The organism is Caulobacter sp. 1776 (genome assembly GCF_040545685.1).
Lineage (GTDB): Bacteria > Pseudomonadota > Alphaproteobacteria > Caulobacterales > Caulobacteraceae > Caulobacter.
Genome location: NZ_JBEPMI010000007.1, coordinates 348,653 through 373,568 on the forward strand (window position 1 = coordinate 348,653; position 24,916 = coordinate 373,568).

Sequence of the window (24,916 nt, forward strand, 5' to 3'; positions counted from 1 at the left end):
GCCTATTCCGGCGACCAGGGTTGGTAGTCGCTGGTGGCGGCCGCGCGCTCGCCGCCCCGGGTCAGCGAACCCTTCGGGCGCCAAGCGTGAACGGTGCCGGTCAGGTTGGGAAGATGATCCTTCTCCCATTCGCGGCGCTTCAGCGGCGCCTGGTCCGGCGTCTCGTCGAAGGTGTAGTGCAGCCAGCCGCTCCAGTCCGGCGGGACCTTCGAGGCTTCGGCATAGCCGCTGTAGATCACCCACCGACGCTTGCGCTCGTCATAGCTGTCGCTGTTGTCGCGGGCCTCGAAGTAGCGATTGCCGTATTCGTCCTGGCCCACGAAGACGCCGCGGCGGCCGATGTGGAAGCGCTGACCCAGGGTCGCACCGTTCCACCACGTGAAGATCGCTTTCAGCACTACGTTCGCACCCGAAATTGCAAGGGCTTAAAGGGGCCGCGACCGGCGCGGCGAAGTCGGCGGAACATAGCCTTCCGCGTCTCCAGCGTCCAGCGTCGGTCCGGTCGGCGCAATTTCAACATCTTGTGGATTAGCCCCCCTTGGACCCGCAACATCTATTGAGGCCGAGCGAACGAGGCTCTAGCTTGGGGTGCGACCTTACGCGCATCCCGGCGGCACGGAATCACCCGTTAGGAATTTGGTAAGGTATCACGACCGCCCGGACCCGGAACTCGCCCATGCGCACGCCCGCCAAAGCCGCCGGAGTTGTTCCCACCATGGAATGGCGCGATCTCGAGCGCGCCGACAGCGTGGTCGTGGTCTCGGCCCCGTCGTCCTGGAGCGACGCCCGCGTCGAGGCCTGGCTGGACTGGGCCGGCGAAATCGAGCCTAAGGCGCCACTGGGCGGCGGACCGGCCCGCTACGCCGACAAGGTGGCGCAGGCCGGCCTCGCGCGCGGGCTGTTCGGCGACAAGGCCGACGCCAGCGCCTTCCGCGACGCCTTGCTGGCCACCATGCTCTCGGGCCTCGCCACGCCGGCTGGCGGCCAGGTGGGGCTGGGGCGGCTGGCCGACATCGGCGAGTTCGAATTCGAAAGCGCGGTAAAGACGACCCTGGCCCAGCGCCGCGGCCGCCTCCTCGCCGCCCAAGCGGCCGCGCGCCTCGACGCCGCCCTGGTCCATGTCGCCGACGCCGTCCGCCGCTGCCAGGGCGATCCGCGCGCCTGCGGCGATGTCCGCAAGAACCCGGCTCTCGCCCGCGCCGCCCGCAAGGCCCGCGATCTGGGCGCCGACGACCGCACCATCCTCGACGCCATCGCCACGGCCGACGCCGCGCGTTCCGCCCTGATCGACGCCGCGCCGGACCGCGAACGCGTCATGGTCGCCTCGGCCTCGCGCCAGGGCGTGGCCGCTGGCGACGAAGCCGCCACCCTGGCCGCCCAAGTCGGCTGGGAGACCAGCGCCCTCACCCTGACCTTCTCGCCCACCGACGCCGAGCTCCTGGCGCGGGGCGTCGGGATCGGGGCGGCGATCGACGCCAGCGCCTTCCTCGACGGCGAGACCTTCGACGTCGAGCGCTTCACCTATGTCTGCCACCTTTGGGGCACCGCCCTGGAGCTGGACCGCGGCGAGCGCCCGGCGCGGCTGTCGCTGGCGGGCGTCGGCGACTGCCTGCTCAGCCAAGGTCTCTCTCAGACCAGCGTCGAGGGCCGCGACGGCGCCGCCGCGCTCTGGGCCCTGGCCGTCGGCGCGGCCCTATCGGCCAGCGCCGAGGCCGCCGCCGCTCTGGGCCAGGACGAGGCCTTCGCCCAGGACAAGCAGAGCGTTCTGAAGACCCTGGCCGAGCGCCGCGTCCGCGCCGCCGCCCTGCGCTCCGAGCTGGCCACCGAGGCCGCCGCCGCCCTGGCCACCGCCCACGCCCTGGGCCGCAAGCACGGCCTGCGCTCGACGGCCCTCGTCGGTCCGTTCGAGGACGCCGAGGCCGCCCTGCGTCTCGGCGGCGCCCCCCTGGGCCCCGCCGGCGCGATGGCGCCGGTCTCGGTCACCCAGACCGCCGACGGCTTCCTGCTGCCCGCCTTCAGCGCCGCCGCCTTCGAGGCTCTCTCTACCGAGAACGTCGATCTGGACGCCGCCCGCCGCCACGCCCTGGGGCACGGCTCGCTGGCCGAGAGCCCGGCGATCGACCACGCCATGCTGCAGGCTCGGGGCTTCACCGCTCACGAAATCGAGAAGGCCGAGCACGCCCTTCGCGAGCACCACGGTCTGCGCGCCGCCTTCGCCCCCGCCGTGGTCGGCGCGGGCTTCCTGCGTGACGTTCTGGGCGCTTCGGCCGAGGATGTGGCCCGCCGCGACTTCGACACCCTGGCCTTCGCCGACTTCTCCGTGACGGAGATCGCGACCGCCGAGCGCCACGCCCTGGGCGCGGGAACCCTGGGCGACTGCGACGCCCTGAACCCCGAACTGCGCGAAGCCTTCCGCTCGGTCGAGGCCCCGGTCTTCGCCGACCGCCTGGCCATGCTGGCGGCCGTCGAGAGCTTCGCCTGCCTGCCGGCGCCGGTCGCCATCCCGGTCGCCTTCGACGCCCGGCCGGCCGACGCCGTCCGCGCCCAGGCCGCCGCCGCGCGCTCGGGCATCCGCGCCCTGCGACTGCAACGCGCCGCCACGCCGGTCGACTTCAAGCTGGACCTGCCCGACGAGCCGGCCGCCGAGCCCGCCCGCGCCGCGCCTCGCGAACCCGTCGTCACCGAACGCGTGGTCGAGAAGATCGTCGAGCGCGACCGCTCGCGCCGCCGCCTGCCCGACCGCCGCAAGGGCTACATCCAGAAGGCGGCCGTCGGCGGCCACAAGGTCTATCTGCACACCGGCGAGTACGAGGACGGCGAGCTGGGCGAGCTGTTCATCGACATGCACAAGGAGGGCGCGGCCTTCCGCAGCCTGATGAACAACTTCGCCATCGCCGTGTCGTTGGGTCTGCAGCACGGCGTGCCGTTGCACGAGTTCGTCGACGCTTTCGTCTACACCAAGTTCGAGCCCGCGGGGCCGGTCTCGGGCAATGATTCGATCAAGTCGGCCACCTCGATTCTGGACTACATCTTCCGCGAACTGGGCGTCTCGTATCTGGGCCGCGACGACCTGGCCAATGGCGACGCCGGCCAATTCAACGCCGATGGCCTGGGTTGGGGCAAGTCGCCGCTCACCGACGACGAGATCGACGACGTCGGCCCTGATCCGGTTTTGGCCAGCAAGTTCATCTCCAAGGGCTTCTCGCGCGGCGTGACGCCCGACAACCTGGTGTTCGCCTCGTTCGGCCGTCGCCGAGTCGAGGGCGCGGAGCGCCCGGGCGCCGAGGGCGAGATGTGCCCGGCTTGCGGCGACCTTTCGCTATCCCGGCGCGGCGGCCTGACCGTCTGCGACACCTGCGGGGCGCAATCGGAACGTCCGGGGCCCGTCGCCTCGTCCTAACGTTCGGTTGGCGTTAAGCTTGCTACGTCAGGGTGGATGAGCCCTTTTCGCGTAGGACTTGCGCCAAAATGAAACCGTTCGCCCTGCTCGCCACCCTGCTGGCCCTGACCTCGGCCACCGCCGCCAGCGCCCAAAACGCCAGCCAGATCTCGGCCGTGCGCAACGGCGCCAGCTGCCCGCGATGCAATCTGTTCCAGGCCGACCTGGCGAACCTCGAGCTGAAGAACAAGAACCTCGCCGGCGCGCGCCTGCGCCAGGCCGATCTCTCGGCGGCGGTGATGAACCGCACCAGCTTCGCCGGCGGCGACCTGCGCGACCTCAACGCCTATGGCGCGGTGCTGACCGGGGCGAGCTTCGCCCGCGCCGACCTGACCAACGCCAGCTTCGTCGGCGCCTATCTGCAGGGCGCGAACTTCTCCGGGGCTAGACTGTCGGGCGTCAACTTCTCGGGCGCCGAAATGAGCCGAGCCGTGGGTCTGACCCAGGGCCAGTTGAACCAGGCCTGCGGCGACGACTCCACGTTGACTCCGCGCGGTCTCTCCATGCCGCGCTGCCGTTAAATCCCCGTCATTACCGCGATTTAAGTGGCTTCTGGGCGCCCCTCGGTCCAAACCGTAACTCACACAGTCGCGTATGGACTGCACGGAGAAGTCGATGTCCCGCTTGGGCGTTTCCATCGCCGCCTTGACGCTGAGCCTCGCGGCCCTGGCCGGCCCGGCCCACGCTTCGATCGAAGACAAGGACGTCGCCAAGCTGACGTCCTTCGGCGGGATGTGCGCCAATTGCGACCTGGCCGGCCGCAAGCTGATGAACGCCAAGTTCGCCGGCGCGACCTTCGTCAAGGCGATCCTGATTGGCGCGGACCTGCGCGGCGCGATGTTCTACGGCAGCAACTTCAGCTCGGCTGATCTGAGCCGCGCCGACCTGCGCGGCGCCGAGATGCGCGGCGCCAACTTCGTCGCCGCCAACTTCACCGACGCCCGGATGTCCGGCGTCGAGAGCAGCGGCGCCAACCTGCAGTCCGCCATACTGGTCCGTGTCGACCTGTCGTCATCGGAACTGCATGGCTCGCAGCTGATCGGCGCTAATCTGACCAAGGCCCGGCTGTCCAACGCGGAGCTGACCGGTTCGAGCCTGCAGGGCGTCATCGCCCGCGACGCGGACTTCTCGAACTCGGACATCAACCGCGCCAGCCTGATTGGCGGCCGGTTCGAAGGCGCCAGCTTCCGCAACGCCGACCTGACCGGGTCCAGCCTGCAGGGCGCCAACTTCTCGGGCGCGGACTTCCACAACGCCGACCTGACCATGGCGATCCTGACCGGCGCGGACTTCACCGGCGCGAGGGGCCTGGACCAGGACCAGCTGGACGAAGCCTGTGGCGACGGCGGCGTCCGCCTGCCTTCGGGCTTGACCGTGCGGCCCTGCAACGGCCTGAGGAACGCGCACTTCATGCTTCTGCGCGAGATGCCCAAGGCGCCGCCAGCCGCGCCGAAGCCGCCCGCCCCGCCAAAACCTCCGAAGTGGTGATCGCCGCGCTCGTCGGCTGATCCACGGATCAAGAAAAAGCCCTCCGATCGTAAAGATCGGAGGGCTTTTCCGTATCGGGCGCTTGCGCGCGCCTACACCTTGATCGGCGGCGCGGTGCGGATGTGCAACTCCTTGAGTTGCTTGTCGAGCACGTTGGCCGGGGCGTTCATGAGCAGGTCCTGGCCCTGCTGGTTCAGCGGGAAGGCGATGACCTCGCGGATGGCGACCTGGTCGGCCAGCAGCATGACGATGCGGTCGATGCCGGGCGCCAGACCACCGTGCGGCGGGGCGCCATAACGGAAGGCGTTCAGCATGCCGCCGAACTGTTCTTCGACCACTTCGGGGCCGTAGCCGGCCGTGGCGAAAGCCTTGAGCATGATCTCGGGCTTGTGGTTCCGGATCGCGCCCGAACACAGCTCGTAGCCGTTGCAGACGATGTCGTACTGATAGGCGCGGATGGTCAGCGGATCCTGGGTCTCCAGGGCCTCCAGACCGCCTTGCGGCATCGAGAACGGATTGTGCGAGAAGTCGACCTTCTTCTCGTCCTCGTTCCACTCGAACATCGGGAAGTCGACGATCCAGCAGAACTTGAACTGGTTCTCGTCGACCAGCTTCAGCTCCGTGCCGACTCGGGTGCGGGCCAGGCCCGCGAACTTCGCGAACACGGCCGGGTCGCCGGCCACGAAGAAGGCCGCGTCGCCCGCGCCCAGGCCCAGCGACTCCATCAGGGCCTGGGTCGGCTCGCCCAGGTTCTTGGCGATCGGACCGCCCCACGAACCCTGGTCTTCCGACCAGAACACATAGCCGAGACCCGGCTGGCCTTCGCCTTGAGCCCAGCTGTTCATGCGATCGCAGAAGGCGCGGCTGCCGCCGGTCGGCGCGGGAATGGCCCACACCTGGTTCTTGGCGTCGGCGCCAAGGATCTTGGCGAACAGGCCAAAGCCGCCGTCACGGAAGTGCGCCGAGACATCCTGCATCTTGATCGGGTTGCGCAGGTCCGGCTTGTCGCTGCCGTACCAGGCCATCGACTGGGCGTAGGTCAGGCGCTCGAAGCCCTTGTGCTCGAACGATTGGCCGAAGTCGTTGGTGAAGGTGTGGGTCCCGTCGATCGGCGAAACGGGCTTGCCGTTGCTGAACTCCTCGAACACGCCGTGCATGACGGGCTCAATGGCCGCGAACACGTCTTCCTGAGTCACGAAGCTCATTTCGACGTCGAGCTGGTAGAATTCCAGCGAACGGTCGGCGCGCAGGTCTTCGTCGCGGAAGCACGGGGCGATCTGGAAATAGCGGTCGAAGCCCGAGACCATCAGCAGCTGCTTGAACTGCTGGGGCGCCTGCGGCAGGGCGTAGAACTTTTCCGGATGCAGACGCGAGGGCACCAGGAAGTCGCGCGCGCCTTCCGGCGAACTGGCCGTCAGGATCGGCGTCTGGAACTCGTTGAAACCTTGCGCGAACATGCGGTTGCGGATCGACTGGATGACGCGCGAGCGCAGCACGATGTTCTTGTGCAGGGTCTCGCGGCGCAGGTCGAGGTAGCGGTGTTTGAGGCGGATCTCTTCCGGATAGTCCGGCTCGCCGAACACCGGCAGCGGCAGTTCGGCCGCTTCCGAGAGCACCTCGACGGCCGAGACGCGGATCTCGATCTCGCCCGTGGGCAGGTTGGGGTTCACCACGCTGGCGTCGCGCGCGACAACCTCGCCATCGATCTTGATCACGCTCTCGGCGCGCAGGCGCTCGACGATGCCAAAGCCCGGGGTTTCCGGGTGCAGGACCAACTGGGTCAGGCCGTGGTGGTCGCGCAGGTCGATGAAGACCAGCCCGCCGTGGTCGCGCTTGCGGTGGATCCAGCCCGACAGGCGCACCGAGGAGCCGGTGTCGGAAGCGCGCAGAGCGCCGCAGTTGTGGGTGCGATAGGCGTGCATGGAGGTCATGAAAGTCTTGAATACGCGGTGATTTGCAAGGCGCGGTAAGGCGCACGTGGGCGCCGTGATGTCAAGGATTCTGGGGTCGGGATGTCGGCTCAGGCCGCCTCGACGATGGCCAGGAAATCCTTGGCCTTCAGCGAGGCGCCGCCGACCAGGGCCCCGCCGACGTCGGGCGCGGCCAGGATCTCACGGGCGTTCTCGGGCTTCACCGAGCCGCCGTACAGGATCGGAACGCCCCGCCCCTGTTCGCCAAACAGGGAGATGAGCTCGGCGCGGATGGCCGCGTGCATCTCGACGATGTTGTCAATCGAGGCGGTGTGGCCGGTGCCGATCGCCCAAAGAGGTTCGTAGGCCACGTTGAACGCCTGCCCCGCCAGGCTGAGCGGCAGGGATTCGCGCACCTGATTCACGACGAACGCGACCGCCTGGCCCGACTGGCGCAGGTCCAGGGTCTCGCCGACACAGATGATCGGCTCCAGGCCCGCGGCCAGCGCCGCCTCGGCCTTGCCGGCCACCTGGGGGGAGGTCTCGCCGTGATCGGTGCGGCGTTCGGAGTGGCCGCAGATCACCAGCTTTCCGCCGGCGTCCGCCACCATCTCGGCCGAGATGTCGCCGGTATTGGCGCCGCTGGCCTTGTGGTGGCAGTCCTGGCCGCCGACCAGCACGAACGAACCCTCGACGGCCTGCGCGAGGCGGTGCAGCAGGGTGGCGGGCGGAAAGACGGCGACGCGGGCGGCGGCCGGCTGGCGATCCAGGCCCGCCGCGACGGCGCGGGCCTCGTCGAGAGCGGCCGAAAGACCGTTCATCTTCCAATTTCCGGCGATCAGCGGCCGGGGAGTCGTGCTCGAAAGGGTCATGACCGCCTTCTTGGGGTCACGCTCGCTTGGGAAGTCAAGTCCAGGCCGCTTGCCCCCTCGCCTACGGCTCTACTATATCGGCTGCTCTCGATCGCCTTGCCCATTCGTTTGGCGATCCGACTGGAAGGTTTTCGCACGCATGCTCGCCGGTTTCCGCACCTTCGCCAAATCGCCGTTCGCGGTGCTGTTGTTTGGCCTGCTGATCGTCAGCTTCGCCATCTTCGGCATCAGCGACGTGTTCAAGGGGCCGAAAGGGTCGGGCGTGATCAGCGCGGGCTCGCGCACCCTGTCCGCCCAAGACTTCAAGTCGCGCTTCGACAACTACCGCAAGGAGGTCGAGCGCCGGAACGGCGAGGCCCTGACGCCCGACCAGGCCGTCGAGCGCGGCGTCGACCGTCAGATCCTGCAGGAACTGGTCCTGCAGGAATCGATCGCCGCGGCGATCCGTGACATGGGCGTGGCCCCGTCCGACAAGCTGGTCGGGAATATCGTGCACGAACAGATGAGCCAGCTGCCGCCGACCCAGCGTCCGTTCAACCCGATCACCGGCAAGTTCGACTCGCAGGCCTATGCGGCGCTGCTGGCTCAGAACGGCCTGACGCCGCAGACCTATGAAGCCTCGCTGCGCGACGAGATCGCCCAGGCCCACTTCTTCTCGGCCGTCGCCGCCGGCCTGAAGGCTCCGCGCATCTACGCCGCCTTGCAAGGCGCCTATCTGCTGGAAGGTCGCGACATCGCCGCCTTCGCGATCAATCCGGCTTCGATCGAACGGCCCGCGCCGCCGACCGACGCCCAGCTGACCGCCTTCATGAAGGAAAACGCCGAGCGCCTGACGCGTCCGGAGACCCGTGTGCTGTCGATCATGCGCGTCAGCGCCAAGGCGCTCGAGCCGACCGTCGCGGTGAACCCGGCCGACCTGCAAAAGGCCTTCGATTTCCGCAAGGACAGCCTGGCCAAGCCCGAGACCCGCTCGCTGATCCAGATCGCCGCGCCGGACGCCAAGGCCGCCGCGACCATTTCCCAGCGCCTCGGCAAGGGCGAGGATCCCGTCGCCGTCGCCAAGGCGTTCGGTAAGACGCCGCTGGTCCTGACCGACAAGCCCAAGACCGCCGTGCCGGATCGCAAGGTCGCCGACGCCGCCTTCGCCCTGGCCGCCGGCCAGGTCAGCGGCCCGATCAATGGCGAACTTGGCGTATCGGTGATCAAGGTCACCAAGGTCACGCCCGGCGTCGTCGCCACGCTGGAAAGCGTCCGTCCGCAGCTCGAGGCCGAGGTTCGCGCCCAGACCGCCCAGAGCAAGGCGTACGACCAGACCCAGGCCTATCAGGACGCCCATGATGGCGGCGCGGACCTGGTGGCGGCCGCCAGCAAGGCCGGCGCCATGGTCGCCACGCTCGCGCCGATCACCGCCCAGGGTACGGACCAGACAGGCCAGCCGGTCCCCGGCCTGACCCCGGATATCGTCAAGACCGCGTTCGGCCTGAGCCAGGGCGGCGAAAGCGAGCTGATCGAGCTTGGCAAGGGCGAGTACTACGCCGTGAAGGTCGAGAAGGTCATTCCGGCCGCCATGCCGCCCCTGGCCGAGATCAAGCCGCAGTTGACCGCCGTCTGGCTGGGCCAGGAGATGGGCAAGCGCCTCAAGGCCAAGGCCGACGCCCTGGCCGCCCGCGTCAAGAAAGGCGAGAGCCTGGAAGCCGTCGCCGCCTCGGCCCAGTCGCAGGTGCAGAAGGTCGCCGGCCTCTCGCGCCAGAACGCCCAGCAGCACATGGGCCTGGGTCGCGAGTTCCTGGCCGCGGCCTTCACCGCCAAGCCCGGCGAGGCCTTCGTCGCCCGCGCCGGTCAGCAGGGCGAGGCCTTCGTGGTCGCCAAGCTGGAGGCGGTTCGCCCCGCCCCGACGAACGCCATCGCGCAAGTCGCCGCCTACACCCAGACCCAGGCCTCCAGCGGCCTGATGCGCGACCTGGGCGAGGCTTCGCGCAACGCCGCCAAGGTCCAACTGAAGACCAAGAGCAACCTGACCTTGGCCCGCCAGGCCATCGGCGCCGACACCGACGCCCTGGCCAAGGCCGAAGGCGCCAAGGCCGGAAAGAAAGCCGAGTAATGAGTCTGGAACCCGCGTTCGACGCCTTCTCGGAAATCTACGCTTCCGGGCGCCAGCAGGTCGTCTGGACCCGCCTGATCGACGATCTCGAGACCCCGGTCTCGGCCTATCTGAAGATCGCCCAGGCGCGTCCCTACAGCTTCCTGTTCGAGAGCGTCGAAGGCGGGGCCTGGCGCGGTCGCTATTCGATCGTGACCATGAACCCGGACCTGGTCTGGCGCTGCCGAGGCGACCAGGCCGAGATCGCCGAGGGCGAGGCCATCGCCGCCGGCCGGTTCACGCCGCAACCGGGCGGCGCTCTGGACAGCCTGCGCGATCTGGTCGCCCAGGCCCGGATGGAGCTGCCCAAGGGCCTGCCGCCCATGGCCGCCGGCGTGTTCGGGGCCCTGGGCTACGATCTCGTTCGGCTGGTCGAGCGCCTGCCGGACATCAACGAAGACAAGCTGGGCCTCCCCGACGGGATCATGACCCGTCCGTCGATCGTGGCCATCTTCGACGCCATCGCCCAGGAGATCATCCTGACGACCGCCGTGCGACCGCAGCCGGGCGTCTCGGCCAAGGACGCCCACGAGGCCGCCCGCGCGCGGATCGAGACGGTGATGGCCGACCTGCATCGCCCGCTGGCCCACGACGCGCCGCGCGCGCCGCGGGGTCCGATGGACTTCACGACGCCGGTCAGCCGCGCCGACTACGCCCAGGTGGTCGCCAAGGCCAAGGACTACATCGCCGCCGGCGACATCTTCCAGGTCGTGGCCAGTCACCGCTTCCGCAGCCCATTCGACCTGCCGCCGTTCGCGCTGTACCGGTCGCTGCGCCGGACCAACCCGTCGCCGTTCCTGTTCTTCCTGAACCTGGACGGCTTCAACCTCGTGGGCTCCAGCCCCGAGATCCTCGTCCGCCTGCGCGACGGCAAGATCACCATCCGCCCGATCGCCGGCACCCGTCCGCGTGGCGCCACGCCGGCGGAGGACGCGGCGCTGGAAGCCGAGCTGCTGGCCGATCCCAAGGAGCGCGCCGAGCACCTGATGCTGCTGGACCTGGGCCGCAACGACGTCGGCCGCGTCGCGATGCTGCGGGAGGCCGGCAAGAACCAGCCGAGCCAGATCCCGAAAGGTCCGCAGGTCCGCGTGACCGAGAGCTTCAAGATCGAACGCTACAGCCACGTGATGCACATCGTCTCGAACGTCGAAGGCAATGCGCCCGAGGGCGTCGATCCGGTCGACGTGCTGATGGCCGCCCTGCCCGCCGGCACGCTCTCGGGCGCGCCCAAGGTCCGGGCCATGGAGATCATCGACGAGCTGGAAGTCGAAAAGCGCGGCATCGGCTACGCCGGCGCGGTGGGCTATTTCGGCGCCGACGGCTCGGTCGACACCTGCATCGTGCTACGCACGGCGCTGGTCAAGGACGGCATGATGTACGTCCAGGCCGGCGGCGGCATCGTCGCCGACAGCGACGCGGACGCCGAATATGACGAGACCTTGCACAAGTCCCGCGCCCTCAAACGCGCGGCCGAGGAAGCCTGGCGATTCAGCTGAGCCTTAGGGCTGCCTTCGGAGCGTGACAGTCAAAAGTGGAAGCCGGTTTTGACGCCCGTCACGCGACCAAGAATCAAGGACCGCCCAACCGGTCGTCCGGAAGGTGCTGGGTGACCGTCGGCGGCGCCAGCACCATCACCGTGGCGAAGCTGAGCGCGCAGAACGCGGCGAAGGCCGCGGCGGCTAGCACCGGCGCCATCTTCTGGATGCGCGTCTTCGGCCGCAGCAGAGCGCGGACATAGGCGACAGCGACGGGGTCCAGGGCGGAATCACGCGGGTCCATGCCCATATGATGCTTGAAGACCGCGACCGCTGTAACCGTAACTGAAAGCCGCGCGCGAAAATGCCGCTACACATCGGCTCCGCCCGCGCTAGAACCGACCTCCGAAAGGCGGCGTCATGATCCTGGTCATCGATAACTACGACAGCTTCACCTACAACCTCGTCCACTATCTGAACGAGCTGGGGGCCGAGACGGTCGTCTACCGCAACGACGCCCTGACGGTGCAGGAGGCCCTGGGCCTGCGGCCCGCCGCCGTCCTGCTGTCGCCCGGGCCCAAGGCCCCGGACCAGGCCGGCATCTGCCTGCCGCTGCTGCGCGGGGCCCCAGCCGACCTGCCGATCCTGGGCGTGTGCCTGGGCCACCAGGCCATCGGCCAAGCCTATGGCGGCGAGGTGATCCGCGCCAAGCAGGTCATGCACGGCAAGGTCAGCAAGGTCCGCCACGACGACAAGGGCATCTTCCGGGGCCTGCCCAACCCGTTCACCGCCACGCGCTATCACAGCCTGGCCGTCCGCCGCGAAGACCTGCCGGCCGACCTGGAGGTCACCGCCTGGACCGACGACGGCGAGATCATGGGCGTGCAGCACAAGACTCGTCCGGTCCACGGCGTCCAGTTCCACCCGGAATCGATCGCCACCGAGGGGGGCCACCAGATGCTGGCCAACTTCATCGACCTAGCGGGCGTCAAGCGCGACGCGGCGGTCTGGGTCTAGGATCCGCGCCGTGTCCGACGCTTTCAAGCCGCTGCTGGCCAAGCTGGCCGACGGCCAGACCCTGGGCGACGACGACGCCGAGGTGTTCTTCGCCGCCTGCCTGCGCGGCGAGCCGACGCCGGCCCAGGTCGCCGCCGCCGTCACCGCCATGCGCCTGCGCGGCGAGACAGTCGGCGAGATCGCCGCGTGCGCCCGCGCCATGCGCCGCGCGGCCGTGCAGCTGGAGCATCCGTACGATGTCATCGATGTCTGCGGCACCGGCGGCGACGGTCTTCACACCCTGAACATCTCCACCGCCGTGGGCTTCGTGGCCGCTGGCGGGGGGCTAAAGGTCGCCAAGCACGGCAATCGCGCCATCACCTCGAAGTCCGGCACCGCCGATGTCCTGACCGCGCTTGGCGTCAACATAGACGCCACCCGCGAGCAGCAGCGGCGGGCCCTGGACGAGGCCGGGATCTGCTTCTTGTTCGCCCAGGCCCATCACGGGGCGATGAAGCACGTGTCGCCAATCCGCCAACAGCTGGGCTTCCGCACCATCTTCAACCTGCTGGGCCCGCTGACCAATCCGGCCGGCGCCAAGCGGCAGGTGGTGGGCGTCTCGGCCCCGCGCTTCGTCGAACCGATCGCCAAGGCCCTGGGCGCGCTGGGCGCCGAGCGCGCCTGGTCGGTGCACGGCTCGGGCATGGACGAGCTGACCACCACGGGCGAGACCGAGGTCGCCGAATGGCGCGACGGCGTGATCCGCCTGTTCAAGATCACGCCCGAGGCCGTCGGCCTGCCGCGCGCTTCGCTGTCGGACATCACCGGCGGCGATCCGGACTTCAACGCCGCGGCCCTGACCCGCCTGTTCGACGGCGAGCCCGGCCCCTATCGCGACATCGTGTTGCTGAACGCCGCCGCGGCCTTCCTAGTCGCTGACAAGGTCGAGACCCTGGTCGAGGGCATCGAACTGGCCGCCGACGTCATCGATGAAGGCCGCGCCAAGGCCGCTCTCGCCGGCCTGGTGACCGCCACCAACACGGACATAGCCGCGTGACCGATATCCTGGCGAAAATCGCCGCCTACAAGCGCGAAGAGGTCGTCGACCGCAAGCGTCGGCGCACCCAGGCCGCGCTAGACGCGGCCGCCCGCAACGCCTCGTCGCCTCGGGGCTTCAAGCAGGCTCTGATCGCTGGCCACGCGCCCGGCAAGCTCGCCCTGATCGCCGAGATCAAGAAGGCTTCGCCGTCCAAGGGTCTGATCCGCGCCGACTTCGATCCGCCGGCCCTGGCCCGCGCCTACGAAGCCGGCGGCGCGGCCTGCCTGTCGATCCTGACCGATAGCCCCAGCTTCCAGGGCGCCGATCCTTATCTGATCGACGCGCGCGCGGCGGTCTCCCTGCCCTGCATCCGCAAGGACTTTCTCGTAGACCCCTGGCAGGTGGCCGAAAGCCGCGCCCTGGGCGCCGACGCCATTCTGGTGATCCTGGCCATGATCGACGACGTCCTGGCCGCCGAGCTGATGTCGGAGGCCAAACGGCTGGGCATGGACGCCCTCGTGGAGGTCCACGACGAAGCCGAGATGGCCCGAGCCGGCGCCCTGGGTTCGGACCTCGTGGGGATCAACAACCGCGACCTGAAGAGCTTCGTCGTCGACCTGGCCGTCACCGAGCGCCTAGCCGCCCTGGCGCCCCGGGACGCTCTGCTGGTCACCGAGAGCGGCGTCTTCACTCACGACGACGTCGTGCGGATGGAGGCGACCGGCGCCAAGGCCATGCTGGTCGGCGAAAGCCTGATGCGCCACGCCGACGTCACGGCCGCCACCAAGGCCTTGCTGGGCTAGGCGCCACGATTTGGCCAAGCTTGCCGTCCTACGCTTGACGGAACCGGGAGACGGACGAATGACGACGAAACCACGCTGGGCCGAGGGCCTGATCGAGACCGCCAAGACCGTCGCCCTCGTGTTGATCGTGTTTCTAGTCCCGCGCACGGTGTTCTGCCAGCCGTTCACGATCCCGTCGGAGTCGATGCAGCCCACCCTTCTGGTCGGCGACTACGTCCTGGTCTCGAAATATCCCTATGGCTGGAGCCGCCACTCGATCACCTTGAGCCCGCCGGTCGGTCACGGCCGTCTGATGGGCAAGGCGCCCGAGCGCGGCGACATCGTCGTCTTCAAGAAACCGTCCGACGGCCGCACCGACGTGATCAAGCGGGTCATCGGCCTGCCGGGCGACCGCATCCAGGTGACCCAGGGCGTACTGCGCATCAACGGCGTCGCCGCCACCCAGACCCTGACCGGGATCGACGCCGACGGCGCGCCGGACGCCTATCCGATCCCCGTGCGCCACCTGCGCGAGACCCTGCCGAACGGCCGGACCTACGCCACCAACAGCTTCGGCGCCGACACCCCGGCCGCCAACACAGGCGTCTATACCGTGCCGGCCGGCTGCTATTTCGTGATGGGCGACAATCGCGACAACTCGGCCGACAGTCGCTTCAATCCGGGCTCGACCGCCAAGGGTTATGCCTCCTGTCCCTGGGACGTGGCGCGAGACGCCGACCTACCGCCGGAACTGGGCATGGGCTTCATCCCGGCCGAGAACCTGGTCGGCCGCGCCGAACGCGTGCTGTTCTCGTGGAACGGTCACGGCCTGCGGCTGGATCGCACCTTCCGCAAGCTGCCCGCGCCCAAGGTTGGCTAGAGCCCGGCGCGCCGCTAGGGTCCGGCCCGCTTCGGATCGAAAGGGAATCGGATGCGGGACGGCTCTTTCCTGGCGGCGCTGCGTAACGCCACGCCCGCGCCGCTGCGCCCGGTTCTGGGCCGCCTGCGCCGCGCCTTGAGCGGCGCGCCCGCCGTCGTTATCGAGCCGCCGGTCGACCCCAACGCGGTCGCCGCCCCGCAAGAGCTCTGGCACCTGGTCGGGGCCGCCGACGCCGACTTCGTCCGGGTCGGTCAGGAGTTCAAGCGGCTGTTCATCGAGGCCGGACTGCAGCCGCATCACGCCATTCTCGATGTCGGCTGCGGCATCGGTCGCGCCGCCGCGCCCCTGGTCGACTATCTGGACGAGAACGGCCGGTACAGCGGCTTCGACGTGATGGCCCAGGCCATCGCCTGGTGCAAAGCCAACATCGCCGTCGGCGATCCACGCTTCGACTTCATCCACGCCGACATGCACAGCGACCGGTACAATCCGGAAGGCTCGCAGCCGGCCAGCGCCTTCGTCTTCCCGTATTCCGACGCCAGCTTCGACTATGTCTGGCTAGGCTCGGTGTTCACCCACCTGCTGACCGAGGACAAGGACCAGTTCTCGCGCGAGATCGCCCGGGTGCTGAAGCCCGGCGGCATCAGCATCGTCTCCTGGTACCTGATCGACGACGAGGCCCGCGACAATACCGGCAACGGCCAGATCGCTTTCGATTTCGTCCACGCCCTGGACGGCTGCTGGACCGCGACGCCGGACCTGCCCGAGTCGGTGATCGGCTACGACCTTGAGCCGGTCCTCGTTCAGTACGACGAACTGGGTCTCGACGTGCTCAACCAGGCCCTGGGGGTCTGGCGGCGTCAGCCCATGCAGGACCAGGATATCATCGTGGCCCGCAAGCGCGCCTGAAAGCTTTCGTTAAGCTTTTGATTCTGGTGGCTATTTACCGCGTCGCCGGACGTAGCTGTTGATTTTACTGATCTTTCCGACCCGCCGTGGCCGTGACTTGACTTTGACGCGGAACGCCTAGAGAACATTCGCAAGGTTTGCGGTTTGTTCCGCGCTCCAGCCGAGGTCGCCATGCTCACCCGTAAGCAGCACGAACTGCTGATGTTCATCCACGAGCGGATCAAGGAGACCGGCGTCTCCCCCTCGTTCGACGAGATGAAGGAGGCCCTGGATCTGGCCTCGAAGTCGGGCATCCACCGGCTGATCACCGCCTTGGAGGAGCGCGGCTTCATCCGCCGCCTCGCCCACCGGGCCCGAGCGCTTGAGGTGGTGAAGCTGCCGCAGCAGGCCACGACCGCGGCGCCGCCCAAGGGACGGGGCGCCTTCCGCCCGCAGGTGTTCGAAGGCGGTGGCGCGCCGCCCCCGGCCCAAACGACCGCGGCCCCAGCCAACGACAGCCGCGAGCTGCCGATCCTCGGCAAGATCGCCGCCGGCACGCCGATCGACGCCATCCAGCACGAGCGCGAGCGCCTGCCAGTGCCCGAGTCGATGCTGGGCGGCGGCGAACACTATGTTCTCGAGGTCCAAGGGGACTCGATGATCGAGGCCGGCATCCTCGACGGCGACTACGTCATCATCAAGAAGGGCGACACCGCCACCTCGGGCGAAATCGTCGTCGCCCTGGTCGGCGAGGAAGCCACCTTGAAGCGCCTGCGCAAGAAGGGTGGCTCGATCGCCCTGGAAGCGGCCAACCCCAAGTACGAGACCCGCATCTTCGGCCCCGACCAGGTCGAGGTGCAGGGCAAGCTGGTCGGCCTGATCCGCCGGTATCACTAACGTTATTCTGTCATCCCGGCGAAAGCCGGGACCGCCGCAAGCTCGGCGTTTCCGGCGGTCCCGGATCGGTCCTTTAGACCGTCCGGGATGACACTTGGAACTAGGCCTTGGGCGTCAGACGCCCCTCCTCCGCCAGCAGCTTGGCCGTCTTGTCGAAGCCGGCCCAGGCGGCGGCGGCCAGCGAACCGCCGGTGCTGACCCGGCGCACACCCAGCGCCCCCAGGCTGTCGACCGACATCTCCGCCCCCCAGAACAGGACGTTGACCGGCTTGGGCGCGACGGCCTCAACAATGGCCTTGATCTCATCGGGATCGGTGACCGCCGGCGCGTAGAGAACATCGGCTCCGGCCGCCGCGTAGGCCTTGAGGCGCTCGAGCGTCGGAGCCAGGTCGCGAACGCCCCGCAGGTAGCCCTCGGTGCGCCCGACCAGCATCACGTCCTGGCCGGAGACGTCGATGGCGGCCCGGGCGGCTTTGAGGCGCTCCACGGCGACCGGAAGGTCATAGAGGCCGGTTCCCGACCAGTCCTCGATCGACAGGCCCGCGACGCCGGCCTCGATGGCCAGGGTCACATTCTCGCCGACGCCCTCGGCGGTGTCGGAGAAACCGTTCTCGAAGTCGGCATTCACCGGCAGGTCCGTGACGGCGCAAAGATAGCGCAGGTGTGCGACCACCTCGTCGCGGGTGACTTGGCCGTCGTCCTTACCCATCGCCCAGGCCATGCCGGCGCTGGTCGAGGCCAGGGCCTTGAAGCCCAGCTTCTGAAGCCGCTTGGCGCTGCCGGCGTCCCACGGATTGGGCAGGGCGAAGCAGCCTTCGGCATGCAGCGCGCGGAAGGCCGCGCGGCGGGCGGCGAACGGATTGGACATGGCTACTCCTCCGAGGCGCGTTGGCTCGCGCTCATGACGACGCTTAGCGTCAGGGTGTGACATGGGGTGTCAGCAGGCCGCTCCAAGGGCGGTCGCCGCGCAAGGGCTGGGCCCAGACGATGCGCCAGCCATCCGGGCGGCGATAGAGCTCCGCGGCGCCGCCTCGAGCGAAATCCTCGGCTGTCAGCAGCACCGCGTCGGCGCACAAAGGCGGGATCCGTTCCGGCGCAGCCGCGCGGACCACCACCACCTCACTGCGCACGCAAAGGCCTGACAGCGTCTCGGCGTCCGGCGTCTTGCGGCTCCAGGCGATCGATAGCCGGACCGGAGCCCCCAGAGCCGGGGCGCAGGTGCGCTTGTCACAGGCATAGAGGCTCCAGGTCGCTGGGGTCAGGCCCCGTCGCCGCGCCCACAGCTCGGCCCCAAACCGCTTGGCGTCGGTGCGCAGCAGCACGGCGGCGTCGCCCGAGCGCACCGCCGCTGTCGCCCCGTCGGCGGCGATCCAGGCGTCCGGCGGCGCGGGTCTTGGCCACAGGGCGACGGCCAGGGCCAGCGGCGCGCCGATCCAGCGCAGCTTGCCGCGCCACAGGCACAGGATCATCAGGCCCAGAAATGCGACCACCAGCACCTGTGGGGGCGCGCTTGCCACGATCCGTTGGGCGCCGTGCGCATCGGCGAAGCCGTTGGCGATCCCGACCATGGCGTCGATCCCCCAGCCGGCCACGGCCAGGAAAGGCGCGCCCAGGCCGAATGGCTCGAGCAGGGTCCCGATCGCCAGGAACGGCATGATCACGAACGAGGACAGGGGCGCGACCGCCAGATTGGCCGGCAGACCCCAGACCGCGACGCGGTTGAAGTGCTGCATGGCGAATGGCGCGGTCGCTAGGCCGGCGACCAGGCTGGCCGCGATGCTGGCCGTCAGCCACGCGATCCCGGCCTGCGGCCAGCGGATCCACCACGGCGTGGAGATCTCCCGTACGGGCTGGGGCCAGGCCTCGGCGAGCGCGACCAAGGCGGCGGTGGCGGCGAACGACATCTGGAAGCCCGGCTCGCCGGCCGTCTCGGGCTTCAACGCCAGGATCAGCAAGGCGGCCACGGCCAGGCCGTGCAGGGTGATCGCCCGGCGGTCGAACAGGATGGCCAGGAAGGCGACGCTGGCCGTGATCGCCGACCGTTCGGCCGGCGGTGGCGCGCCCGAGATGACGAGGTAGCCCAGGACCGCGACCAGACCCGCCACGGCCGCGATCTTCTTGCCGGGCGCTCGCAACGCCAGCCATGGCCACGCCGCCACGACGAGGCGCGCCAGCCCGAACACGAAACCGCCGACGATGGCCATGTGCAGGCCCGAGATCGACAGGATGTGCGCCAGGCCCGAGGCGCGCATGGCGTCGGTCTGGTCCTGGGTGATCCAGGCTTCGTGTCCCGTCACCATGGCCACGCCGATGCCGCCGCTGGTCGGTCCCATGCGCCGCAAGATCCGCTGGGCCAGGCTCCAGCGGAAGCTATTGACCGCCATCGTCAGCCACAGGCGCCAGGGTGGCGGATCCAGCTCGGTGACATCCACGTCGCCGATCGCGAAACCGACGCCGCCGACGGAATCGAACCAGGCGTCGCGGGCGAAGTCGTAGGCCCCCGGCGCGGCGGGCGGCGGCGGCGGTCCCAGCATCGCCTTCAGCCGCACCGCCTGACCCGGCGCGGGCGTTTCGTTCTCGCCGATCGTGACGCGGATCCGGCGGGGCGTCCGCTCAGGCGGCAGGCCCGACACCGCTACCGGCGCGATCAACAAGCGCGGGCCGCCGGCGCCGGGACTGACGACGTCGACGACAAGGCCGTCCACCCGCCGCACGACCCGCTCGCCCGTCATGATCGGCGCGGCTACGCGGTCGCTACGGATCTTGGCGGCGAGGCCGCCGGCCGCCCCAAACGCCGCCAGTCCGGCCAGGGCGAGTATGAGCGCTGGCGCGTTCCAGCGCCGCGCCGCCCACCAGAGCGCGGCCAGGACCAGGGCCAGTCCGCCCAGCGCCCAGAGCGATGGCTCAGCCCGCGCCTCCAGATAGCCGGCCGCGCCGAGGCCGAACGCGACGGGCGTCCACAGGAAGACGCGCTCCTGATTGACTCGCAGTTCGGCCAAAGCCAGTGACGCCAGCCCGCGCCACGAGAGCCGGACCTTGGTCGCCGGTGGCGCGATATCGACCGCTTCCGCGCCTAACATCCGGAAACCGTTGTATTTTTGACGGTTAAGCCAAGTTCGCGGCGACGCGGAAAACCGCTAGGCCCGGCGTGAACCGGCATGCTAAGACGCGCCGCCCAAGCCGCCTTGCGGTTCGCGCTCCTCAAGGCCATTTCGGCGTCCAGCCCCACAGTTTTGAAGCCCATGTCGAACCCCACTCCTACCGGCGTCGTCACGCGCTTCGCCCCCTCGCCCACCGGTTTCCTGCATATCGGCGGCGCCCGCACGGCGCTGTTCAACTGGTTATATGCACGGCATACGGGAGGGAAGTTCCTTGTTCGCGTCGAGGACACCGATCGCGAGCGTTCGACCGAGGCCGCCGTCGCCGCGATCTTCGAGGGCCTGAACTGGCTCGGCCTGGAATCGGATGACGAGGTCGTTTTCCAGCACACCCGCGCCCCGCGCCACGCCGAGGTCGTGCAGGCCATGTTGGCCAAGGGTCGCGCCTATCGCTGCTGGATGACCGTCGAGGAGCTGGAAGTCGCCCGCGAGAAGGCCCGCGCCGAAGGCCGCGCCATCCGCTCGCCCTGGCGCGACGCGCCGGAAGGTGACCTGTCGGTTCCGCACGTGATCCGCTTCAAGGGCCCGCTGGACGGCGAGACCGTGGTCGACGACCTGGTCAAGGGCCCGGTGACCTTCAAGAATATCGAGCTCGACGACCTCGTCCTGCTGCGCGCGGACGGCGCCCCGACCTACAACCTGGCCGTGGTCGTCGACGACCACGACATGGGCGTCACCCACGTGATCCGCGGCGACGACCACCTGAACAACGCCGCCCGCCAGAGCCTGATCTATCAGGCCATGGACTGGGCCGTGCCGGCCTTCGCCCACATCCCGCTGATCCACGGCCCGGACGGCGCCAAGCTCAGCAAGCGTCACGGCGCCCAGGCCGTCGGCGAGTTCGCCGATCTCGGCTACATCCCGGAGGGCATGCGCAACTACCTGGCCCGCCTGGGTTGGGGTCACGGCGACGACGAGGTGTTCAACGACGAGCAGGCGATCAGCTGGTTCGACGTCAAGGACGTGGTCAAGGCGCCGGCGCGCCTGGACTGGGCCAAGCTGAACCACATCAACGCCCAGCACCTGCGCAAGGCCGACGACGCCCGCCTGACGGACCTGGCCCTCGACGCCGCCCGGAAGCGTGGCGAGCCCCTGCCCGCCGACGCCCTCGAGCGCATCGCCCGCACGGTTCCGGAGGTCAAGGAGGGCGCCAAGACCATCCTCGAACTGGTCGATCACTGTGCGTTCGCACTGAAGGTTCGACCGCTCGCGCTGGAAGAGAAAACCCAAAAGCAGCTCACCGAGGAAACGGTCGAGCGGCTGAAGCGCTTGCGCGATCAACTGGCCGCCGCGCCGGCGTTCGACGCCGCCACGCTTGAAACCGTGTTGAAATCCTTCGCGGATTCCGAGGGCGTCGGCTTCGGCAAGTTCGGCCCGGCCTTGCGCGGAATCCTGACCGGCGGCGCTCAGGCCCCGGATCTGAACAAGACCATGGCGGCCCTCTCCCGCGAGGAGAGTTTGGGGCGCCTTGACGACGCCCTGGCGCCGCGCGCATGAGGCGCTATAACGCACCCGCGAAAAGCGAAAGTTGGACTGCTCGTTCCAATTATGAAGGGGTCTAAGTATGACCGATAAAGCCACGCTGACGATCGGCGACAAGAGCTACGACCTGCCGATCCTCAAGGGCAGCACGGGTCCGGACGTCCTCGACATCCGGAAGGTCTATGCCGAGAGCGACCACTTCACGTTCGATCCGGGCTTCACCTCGACCGCCTCGTGCGAAAGCAAGATCACCTATATCGATGGCGACGCCGGCGTCTTGCTGCACCGCGGCTATCCGATCGACCAGTTGGCCGAAAAGTCCTCGTTCCTCGAGGTCTGCCATCTGCTGCTGAACGGCGAGCTGCCCAGCGCGGCCGAATTCGCCAAGTTCGAGAAGAACATCACCTACCACACGATGCTGCACGCGCAGTTCGACGCCTTCTTCCAAGGCTTCCGCCGCGACGCGCATCCGATGGCGGTGATGACCGGCGCCGTCGGCGCCCTGTCGGCCTTCTACGCCGATAGCATCAATGTCGACGACGCCCGTGAGCGCGAGATCAGCGCTCATCGCCTGATCGCCAAGATGCCGACGATCGCCGCTCGCGCCTACAAGTACACGATCGGTCAACCGTTCGTGTCGCCGCGCAACGACCTGTCGTACTCGGAAAACTTCCTGCGCATGTGCTTCGCCGTGCCGGCCGAGGACTGGAAGCCGAACCCGGTGCTGACCCGCGCCATGGACCGGATCTTCATCCTGCACGCCGACCACGAGCAGAACGCCTCGACCTCGACCGTCCGCCTGGCCGGTTCGTCGGGCGCGCACCCGTTCGCCTGCATCGCCGCCGGCATCGCCTGTCTGTGGGGCCCGTCGCACGGCGGCGCCAACCAGGAAGCGCTGGAGATGCTGGAGACGATCGGCTCGGTCGAGAACATCCCGGACTACGTCCAGGGCGTGAAGGACCGCAAGTACAAGCTGATGGGCTTTGGCCACCGCGTGTACAAGAACTTCGACCCGCGCGCGAAGGTCATGCAGAAGACCGCGCACGAAGTGCTGGCGGAACTGGGCCACAACGACGACCCGCTGCTGCAGGTCGCCCAGGAACTGGAGAAGGTCGCGCTGAGCGATCCGTACTTCATCGACCGTAAGCTGTATCCGAACATCGACTTCTATTCGGGCATCACCCTGCGCGCGATGGGCTTCCCGACCAACATGTTCACCGTGCTGTTCGCCCTGGCCCGCACCGTCGGCTGGATCAGCCAGTGGAAGGAAATGTTCGAGGACCCCACCCGCAAGATCGGTCGTCCGCGTCAGCTCTATACCGGCGCCACGCAACGCGACTACGTGCCGGTCGAGAAACGCTAGGCGTTTCGTCTTTGGAACGACGGATCAGGCCCCGCTTCGGCGGGGCCTTTTTCGTTTAGCGCTTCAGCAGGAAGCTGAGGACCTCGGCCACGGCTCGATACAGGGCCTCGGGGATCTCTTCGTCGACCTCGATGGTCGACAGCGCCTGGGCCAGCACCGGATCCTCTTCGATCGGCACGCCGTGTTCGCGGGCCGTCTCGATGATCTTCTCACCTACCCAACCCTGGCCCGAGGCCACGACCTTGGGGGCGTTAGGCTCCTCGTAGAGCAACGCCACGGCGATGCGCGGCCGCCCAGTGGGCCCAGTGATCCCGCTCATGAGGCCTGGTCCACGAAATGGCCCAGCGGATTGACGCCGCCCTGCGTCGGCGGCGCGCCCGAATGGACGGCGACCTCGGGCGACAGCTCGGCTTGGCGCAGAGCGGCTGCCAGGCTTTCCTCGCCGGCTCGAAAACGGGCGATGGTCTCGGCGCGCTCGGCCCATAGCGATACCCGGGCCCGCGCGCCGGTCAGGGTGACCAGGGCGTGGACAGGCCCCAGCGGCTCGACATCGATCGAGAAGCGCGCCTTGTAGGTGCGTTCGGCTGACCCGACCGCGCCGCCGCCCGAACCGCCCCCGTCATGGCTGATTTCGAACTGGGCGACCGCCACGCCTTGGGGCGTCATGAATGGCAGGTCGAGATTGAGGCGCGCGGTTTGGGGCTTGGCCTCGGCGGTTTCGGCCTCATGCCCATGGGGTTCGGGCAGCGAGGCGATCTGCATCAGGTCCTGCCGCGCCAGGGCGGCGCTCGCCCCCTTGAGCAGGCCGCGCACCATGTCGGCGGTCGGGAGTTCGCCGAGCAGCATTGGCGGCGTCGGTTTCTGCCCCGCCATCGGCCCGCCGGCATAGGGCGGCGGTGGGACCTTGGGCCGCCCGGCTTCGGCGCTCGCGGGACCATAGCCCCGCGCCACCGGCGCCTTCGGCTCGGCCAGGAGAGCGGCGGCGTCATCCTCGTGGGCAGCCTCTTCGGCGAGCAGACCCAGTTGCACCAGAGCCGACACCGCCGCGCGGCCGATAGAGGCGGCGGGGGGCGAAGCCGTCTTGGGCGCGGCCACGAACGAGCCGAACCGCGCCGCGATGGCGTCGTCTTCGGGCGATGGGCCGGTTGGGCCGCGTTCGGGGGCCGGTGGCTTGGCGATGGATGGGGTGTCGCCCGCCGATTCCATCTGGATCGGCGATGAGACGGGCGCTGTCCCGACGGCCGCGTCCTCCGCGACAGGGGCGGTATTGGGCGGCGTCGGAGGCGCCGGCGTCGGACGCGCGGTCGTCTGGAGGATGGGTGTCGAGGTTGCGGGTATCGAGCCAGTGGGCTTCGGCGCTGGCCCGAATTCAGCCTCGCTGGTCGGTGTGGACGCGGCGTCGAGCGCGGCCTCGGGCGAAGACCGATCGCCGGCGATGGGCGGCGCGGCGCGGGCCAGCCAGGCGGACAGAGCGCCCCGGAACATCAGAAGCGCGGCCTTCATGTCATTGGACGGGATGGCCGCAGGCGCGCTCTCGGAGGACGGCGCGGCGGCGGCGCGGGCGATCCTGGCCTCCAGAAATACGCCGGAGTGCTCGACGGCGCGGCGCAGGCCTTGCGATGTGATGATTTCCGCCGCCTGGGGCGTGCGCGCCAAAAGCGCCCTGCCCGCCTCGCGCACCTCGATTGGCATGTCTGGACGATCGACGACGGCGCGGACATTGGCCATCAGCGGGGCCAGTCCCGCCTGGCGCGGCACGGCCTCGGCGGCGGCGGCGCGCACGACGCGCGCCATCCGAGTCTCGGACGGCGCCTTGGCGGCCAGGGCCTGTTGAATGACGGGCCCGGTCTTGGTTCCGGACGCGTCGGTGGTATGAGCCGCGTCCTGAGTCGAGGTCTGGCTGACCTGCTCCACCGGCGCGCCGGTCTTCGGGGCTTGGGCGGTGGGTCGGCCGACGATCTCACTCAGTTGAGCGGTCGCATTGGCTTGGGCCTGACGCGCCAGGGCCTGCAACACCGCGACCGAATCCGGCGCGGTTCCAGCCGGAAGGGATGGAAGGATTGGGGTCAGGGGCGTGGTCGGGTCGATGGCCACGACGACGGCTCCA

21 protein-coding genes are annotated in these 24,916 nt (G+C 68.9%); 13 read left to right on the plus strand and 8 right to left on the minus strand.

Annotated elements, in window-relative coordinates; genetic code table 11:
* Positions 1 to 2: 2 nt before the first annotated feature.
* On the minus strand, positions 3 to 398 hold the full coding sequence (locus ABIC66_RS20170; protein WP_354072536.1) for an NADH:ubiquinone oxidoreductase subunit NDUFA12: 396 nt from the start codon (positions 396 to 398) through the stop codon (positions 3 to 5).
* A 278-nt stretch (positions 399 to 676) separates the two neighbouring features.
* Between ABIC66_RS20170 and ABIC66_RS20175 the strand changes: the two genes are divergently transcribed.
* The 3 genes from ABIC66_RS20175 to ABIC66_RS20185 all read left to right on the plus strand — a co-directional run bounded on the left by ABIC66_RS20175 (position 677) and on the right by ABIC66_RS20185 (position 4,927).
* Complete coding sequence (locus ABIC66_RS20175; RefSeq protein ID WP_354072538.1) at positions 677 to 3,400, plus strand: TSCPD domain-containing protein; 2,724 nt, start codon at positions 677 to 679, stop codon at positions 3,398 to 3,400.
* 68 nt (positions 3,401 to 3,468) lie between these two features.
* Complete coding sequence (locus ABIC66_RS20180) at positions 3,469 to 3,960, plus strand: pentapeptide repeat-containing protein (protein WP_354072540.1); 492 nt, start codon at positions 3,469 to 3,471, stop codon at positions 3,958 to 3,960.
* A gap of 94 nt (positions 3,961 to 4,054) precedes the next feature.
* Positions 4,055 to 4,927 (plus strand): pentapeptide repeat-containing protein, encoded by an 873-nt coding sequence (locus ABIC66_RS20185; protein WP_354072542.1) that lies wholly within the window; start codon positions 4,055 to 4,057, stop codon positions 4,925 to 4,927.
* A gap of 92 nt (positions 4,928 to 5,019) precedes the next feature.
* Here the strand turns inward: ABIC66_RS20185 and aspS are convergent, their stop codons facing one another.
* Together aspS and tpiA are read right to left on the minus strand one after the other, a co-directional pair.
* Positions 5,020 to 6,858: an aspartate--tRNA ligase gene (gene aspS / locus ABIC66_RS20190; RefSeq protein ID WP_354072544.1), complete on the minus strand. Its 1,839-nt coding sequence runs from the start codon at positions 6,856 to 6,858 to the stop codon at positions 5,020 to 5,022.
* Between the two features lie 89 nt (positions 6,859 to 6,947).
* Positions 6,948 to 7,709: a triose-phosphate isomerase gene (tpiA, locus tag ABIC66_RS20195; RefSeq protein ID WP_354072545.1), complete on the minus strand. Its 762-nt coding sequence runs from the start codon at positions 7,707 to 7,709 to the stop codon at positions 6,948 to 6,950.
* Between the two features lie 139 nt (positions 7,710 to 7,848).
* On the opposite strand from tpiA, the gene ABIC66_RS20200 reads away from it, so the two are divergent.
* Together ABIC66_RS20200 and trpE are read left to right on the plus strand one after the other, a co-directional pair.
* Positions 7,849 to 9,810 (plus strand): peptidylprolyl isomerase, encoded by a 1,962-nt coding sequence (locus tag ABIC66_RS20200; protein WP_354072547.1) that lies wholly within the window; start codon positions 7,849 to 7,851, stop codon positions 9,808 to 9,810.
* Positions 9,810 to 11,345, plus strand: a complete 1,536-nt coding sequence (trpE, locus tag ABIC66_RS20205) for an anthranilate synthase component I (RefSeq protein WP_354072549.1) — start codon at positions 9,810 to 9,812, stop codon at positions 11,343 to 11,345. Before ABIC66_RS20200 ends, trpE begins: the two co-directional genes overlap by 1 nt.
* Before the next feature lie 73 nt (positions 11,346 to 11,418).
* On the opposite strand, the gene ABIC66_RS20210 is transcribed toward trpE, so the two are convergent.
* Positions 11,419 to 11,628 (minus strand): hypothetical protein, encoded by a 210-nt coding sequence (locus ABIC66_RS20210; RefSeq protein WP_354072690.1) that lies wholly within the window; start codon positions 11,626 to 11,628, stop codon positions 11,419 to 11,421.
* 116 nt (positions 11,629 to 11,744) lie between these two features.
* On the opposite strand from ABIC66_RS20210, the gene ABIC66_RS20215 reads away from it, so the two are divergent.
* The 6 genes from ABIC66_RS20215 (at position 11,745) to lexA (ending at position 16,806) form a co-directional block, all read left to right on the plus strand.
* Positions 11,745 to 12,341 (plus strand): anthranilate synthase component II, encoded by a 597-nt coding sequence (locus tag ABIC66_RS20215; RefSeq protein WP_354072551.1) that lies wholly within the window; start codon positions 11,745 to 11,747, stop codon positions 12,339 to 12,341.
* 10 nt (positions 12,342 to 12,351) lie between these two features.
* Positions 12,352 to 13,377 carry an anthranilate phosphoribosyltransferase gene (gene trpD, locus ABIC66_RS20220; protein ID WP_354072553.1) on the plus strand — a complete coding sequence of 342 codons (1,026 nt, stop codon included), beginning with the start codon at positions 12,352 to 12,354 and terminating at the stop codon, positions 13,375 to 13,377.
* On the plus strand, positions 13,374 to 14,162 hold the full coding sequence (gene trpC / locus ABIC66_RS20225) for an indole-3-glycerol phosphate synthase TrpC (RefSeq protein WP_354072554.1): 789 nt from the start codon (positions 13,374 to 13,376) through the stop codon (positions 14,160 to 14,162). The genes trpD and trpC overlap by 4 nt, the downstream gene beginning before the upstream one ends.
* Positions 14,163 to 14,220: 58 nt before the next feature.
* On the plus strand, positions 14,221 to 15,021 hold the full coding sequence (lepB, locus tag ABIC66_RS20230; protein ID WP_354072556.1) for a signal peptidase I: 801 nt from the start codon (positions 14,221 to 14,223) through the stop codon (positions 15,019 to 15,021).
* A gap of 51 nt (positions 15,022 to 15,072) precedes the next feature.
* On the plus strand, positions 15,073 to 15,930 hold the full coding sequence (locus ABIC66_RS20235) for a class I SAM-dependent methyltransferase (RefSeq protein ID WP_354072558.1): 858 nt from the start codon (positions 15,073 to 15,075) through the stop codon (positions 15,928 to 15,930).
* Between the two features lie 171 nt (positions 15,931 to 16,101).
* Positions 16,102 to 16,806, plus strand: a complete 705-nt coding sequence (gene lexA, locus ABIC66_RS20240) for a transcriptional repressor LexA (protein WP_354072560.1) — start codon at positions 16,102 to 16,104, stop codon at positions 16,804 to 16,806.
* A gap of 100 nt (positions 16,807 to 16,906) precedes the next feature.
* On the opposite strand, the gene ABIC66_RS20245 is transcribed toward lexA, so the two are convergent.
* Positions 16,907 to 17,674 carry an isocitrate lyase/PEP mutase family protein gene (locus ABIC66_RS20245; RefSeq protein ID WP_354072562.1) on the minus strand — a complete coding sequence of 256 codons (768 nt, stop codon included), beginning with the start codon at positions 17,672 to 17,674 and terminating at the stop codon, positions 16,907 to 16,909.
* Between the two features lie 49 nt (positions 17,675 to 17,723).
* Positions 17,724 to 19,886 carry a ComEC/Rec2 family competence protein gene (locus ABIC66_RS20250; RefSeq protein ID WP_354072564.1) on the minus strand — a complete coding sequence of 721 codons (2,163 nt, stop codon included), beginning with the start codon at positions 19,884 to 19,886 and terminating at the stop codon, positions 17,724 to 17,726.
* Positions 19,887 to 20,048: 162 nt separating this feature from the next.
* On the opposite strand from ABIC66_RS20250, the gene gltX reads away from it, so the two are divergent.
* Together gltX and gltA are read left to right on the plus strand one after the other, a co-directional pair.
* Positions 20,049 to 21,461, plus strand: a complete 1,413-nt coding sequence (gene gltX / locus ABIC66_RS20255) for a glutamate--tRNA ligase (protein WP_354072566.1) — start codon at positions 20,049 to 20,051, stop codon at positions 21,459 to 21,461.
* 67 nt (positions 21,462 to 21,528) lie between these two features.
* Positions 21,529 to 22,809 carry a citrate synthase gene (gene gltA / locus ABIC66_RS20260; protein WP_354072568.1) on the plus strand — a complete coding sequence of 427 codons (1,281 nt, stop codon included), beginning with the start codon at positions 21,529 to 21,531 and terminating at the stop codon, positions 22,807 to 22,809.
* A 55-nt stretch (positions 22,810 to 22,864) separates the two neighbouring features.
* Here gltA and ABIC66_RS20265 read toward each other — a convergent pair whose 3' ends face one another.
* Positions 22,865 to 23,128 (minus strand): EscU/YscU/HrcU family type III secretion system export apparatus switch protein, encoded by a 264-nt coding sequence (locus tag ABIC66_RS20265; RefSeq protein ID WP_354072569.1) that lies wholly within the window; start codon positions 23,126 to 23,128, stop codon positions 22,865 to 22,867.
* Entirely contained in the window at positions 23,125 to 24,903 is a 1,779-nt protein-coding gene (gene fliK, locus ABIC66_RS20270; protein WP_354072570.1) for a flagellar hook-length control protein FliK, read from the minus strand. The genes ABIC66_RS20265 and fliK overlap by 4 nt, the downstream gene beginning before the upstream one ends.
* Between the last annotated feature and the right edge of the window lie 13 nt (positions 24,904 to 24,916).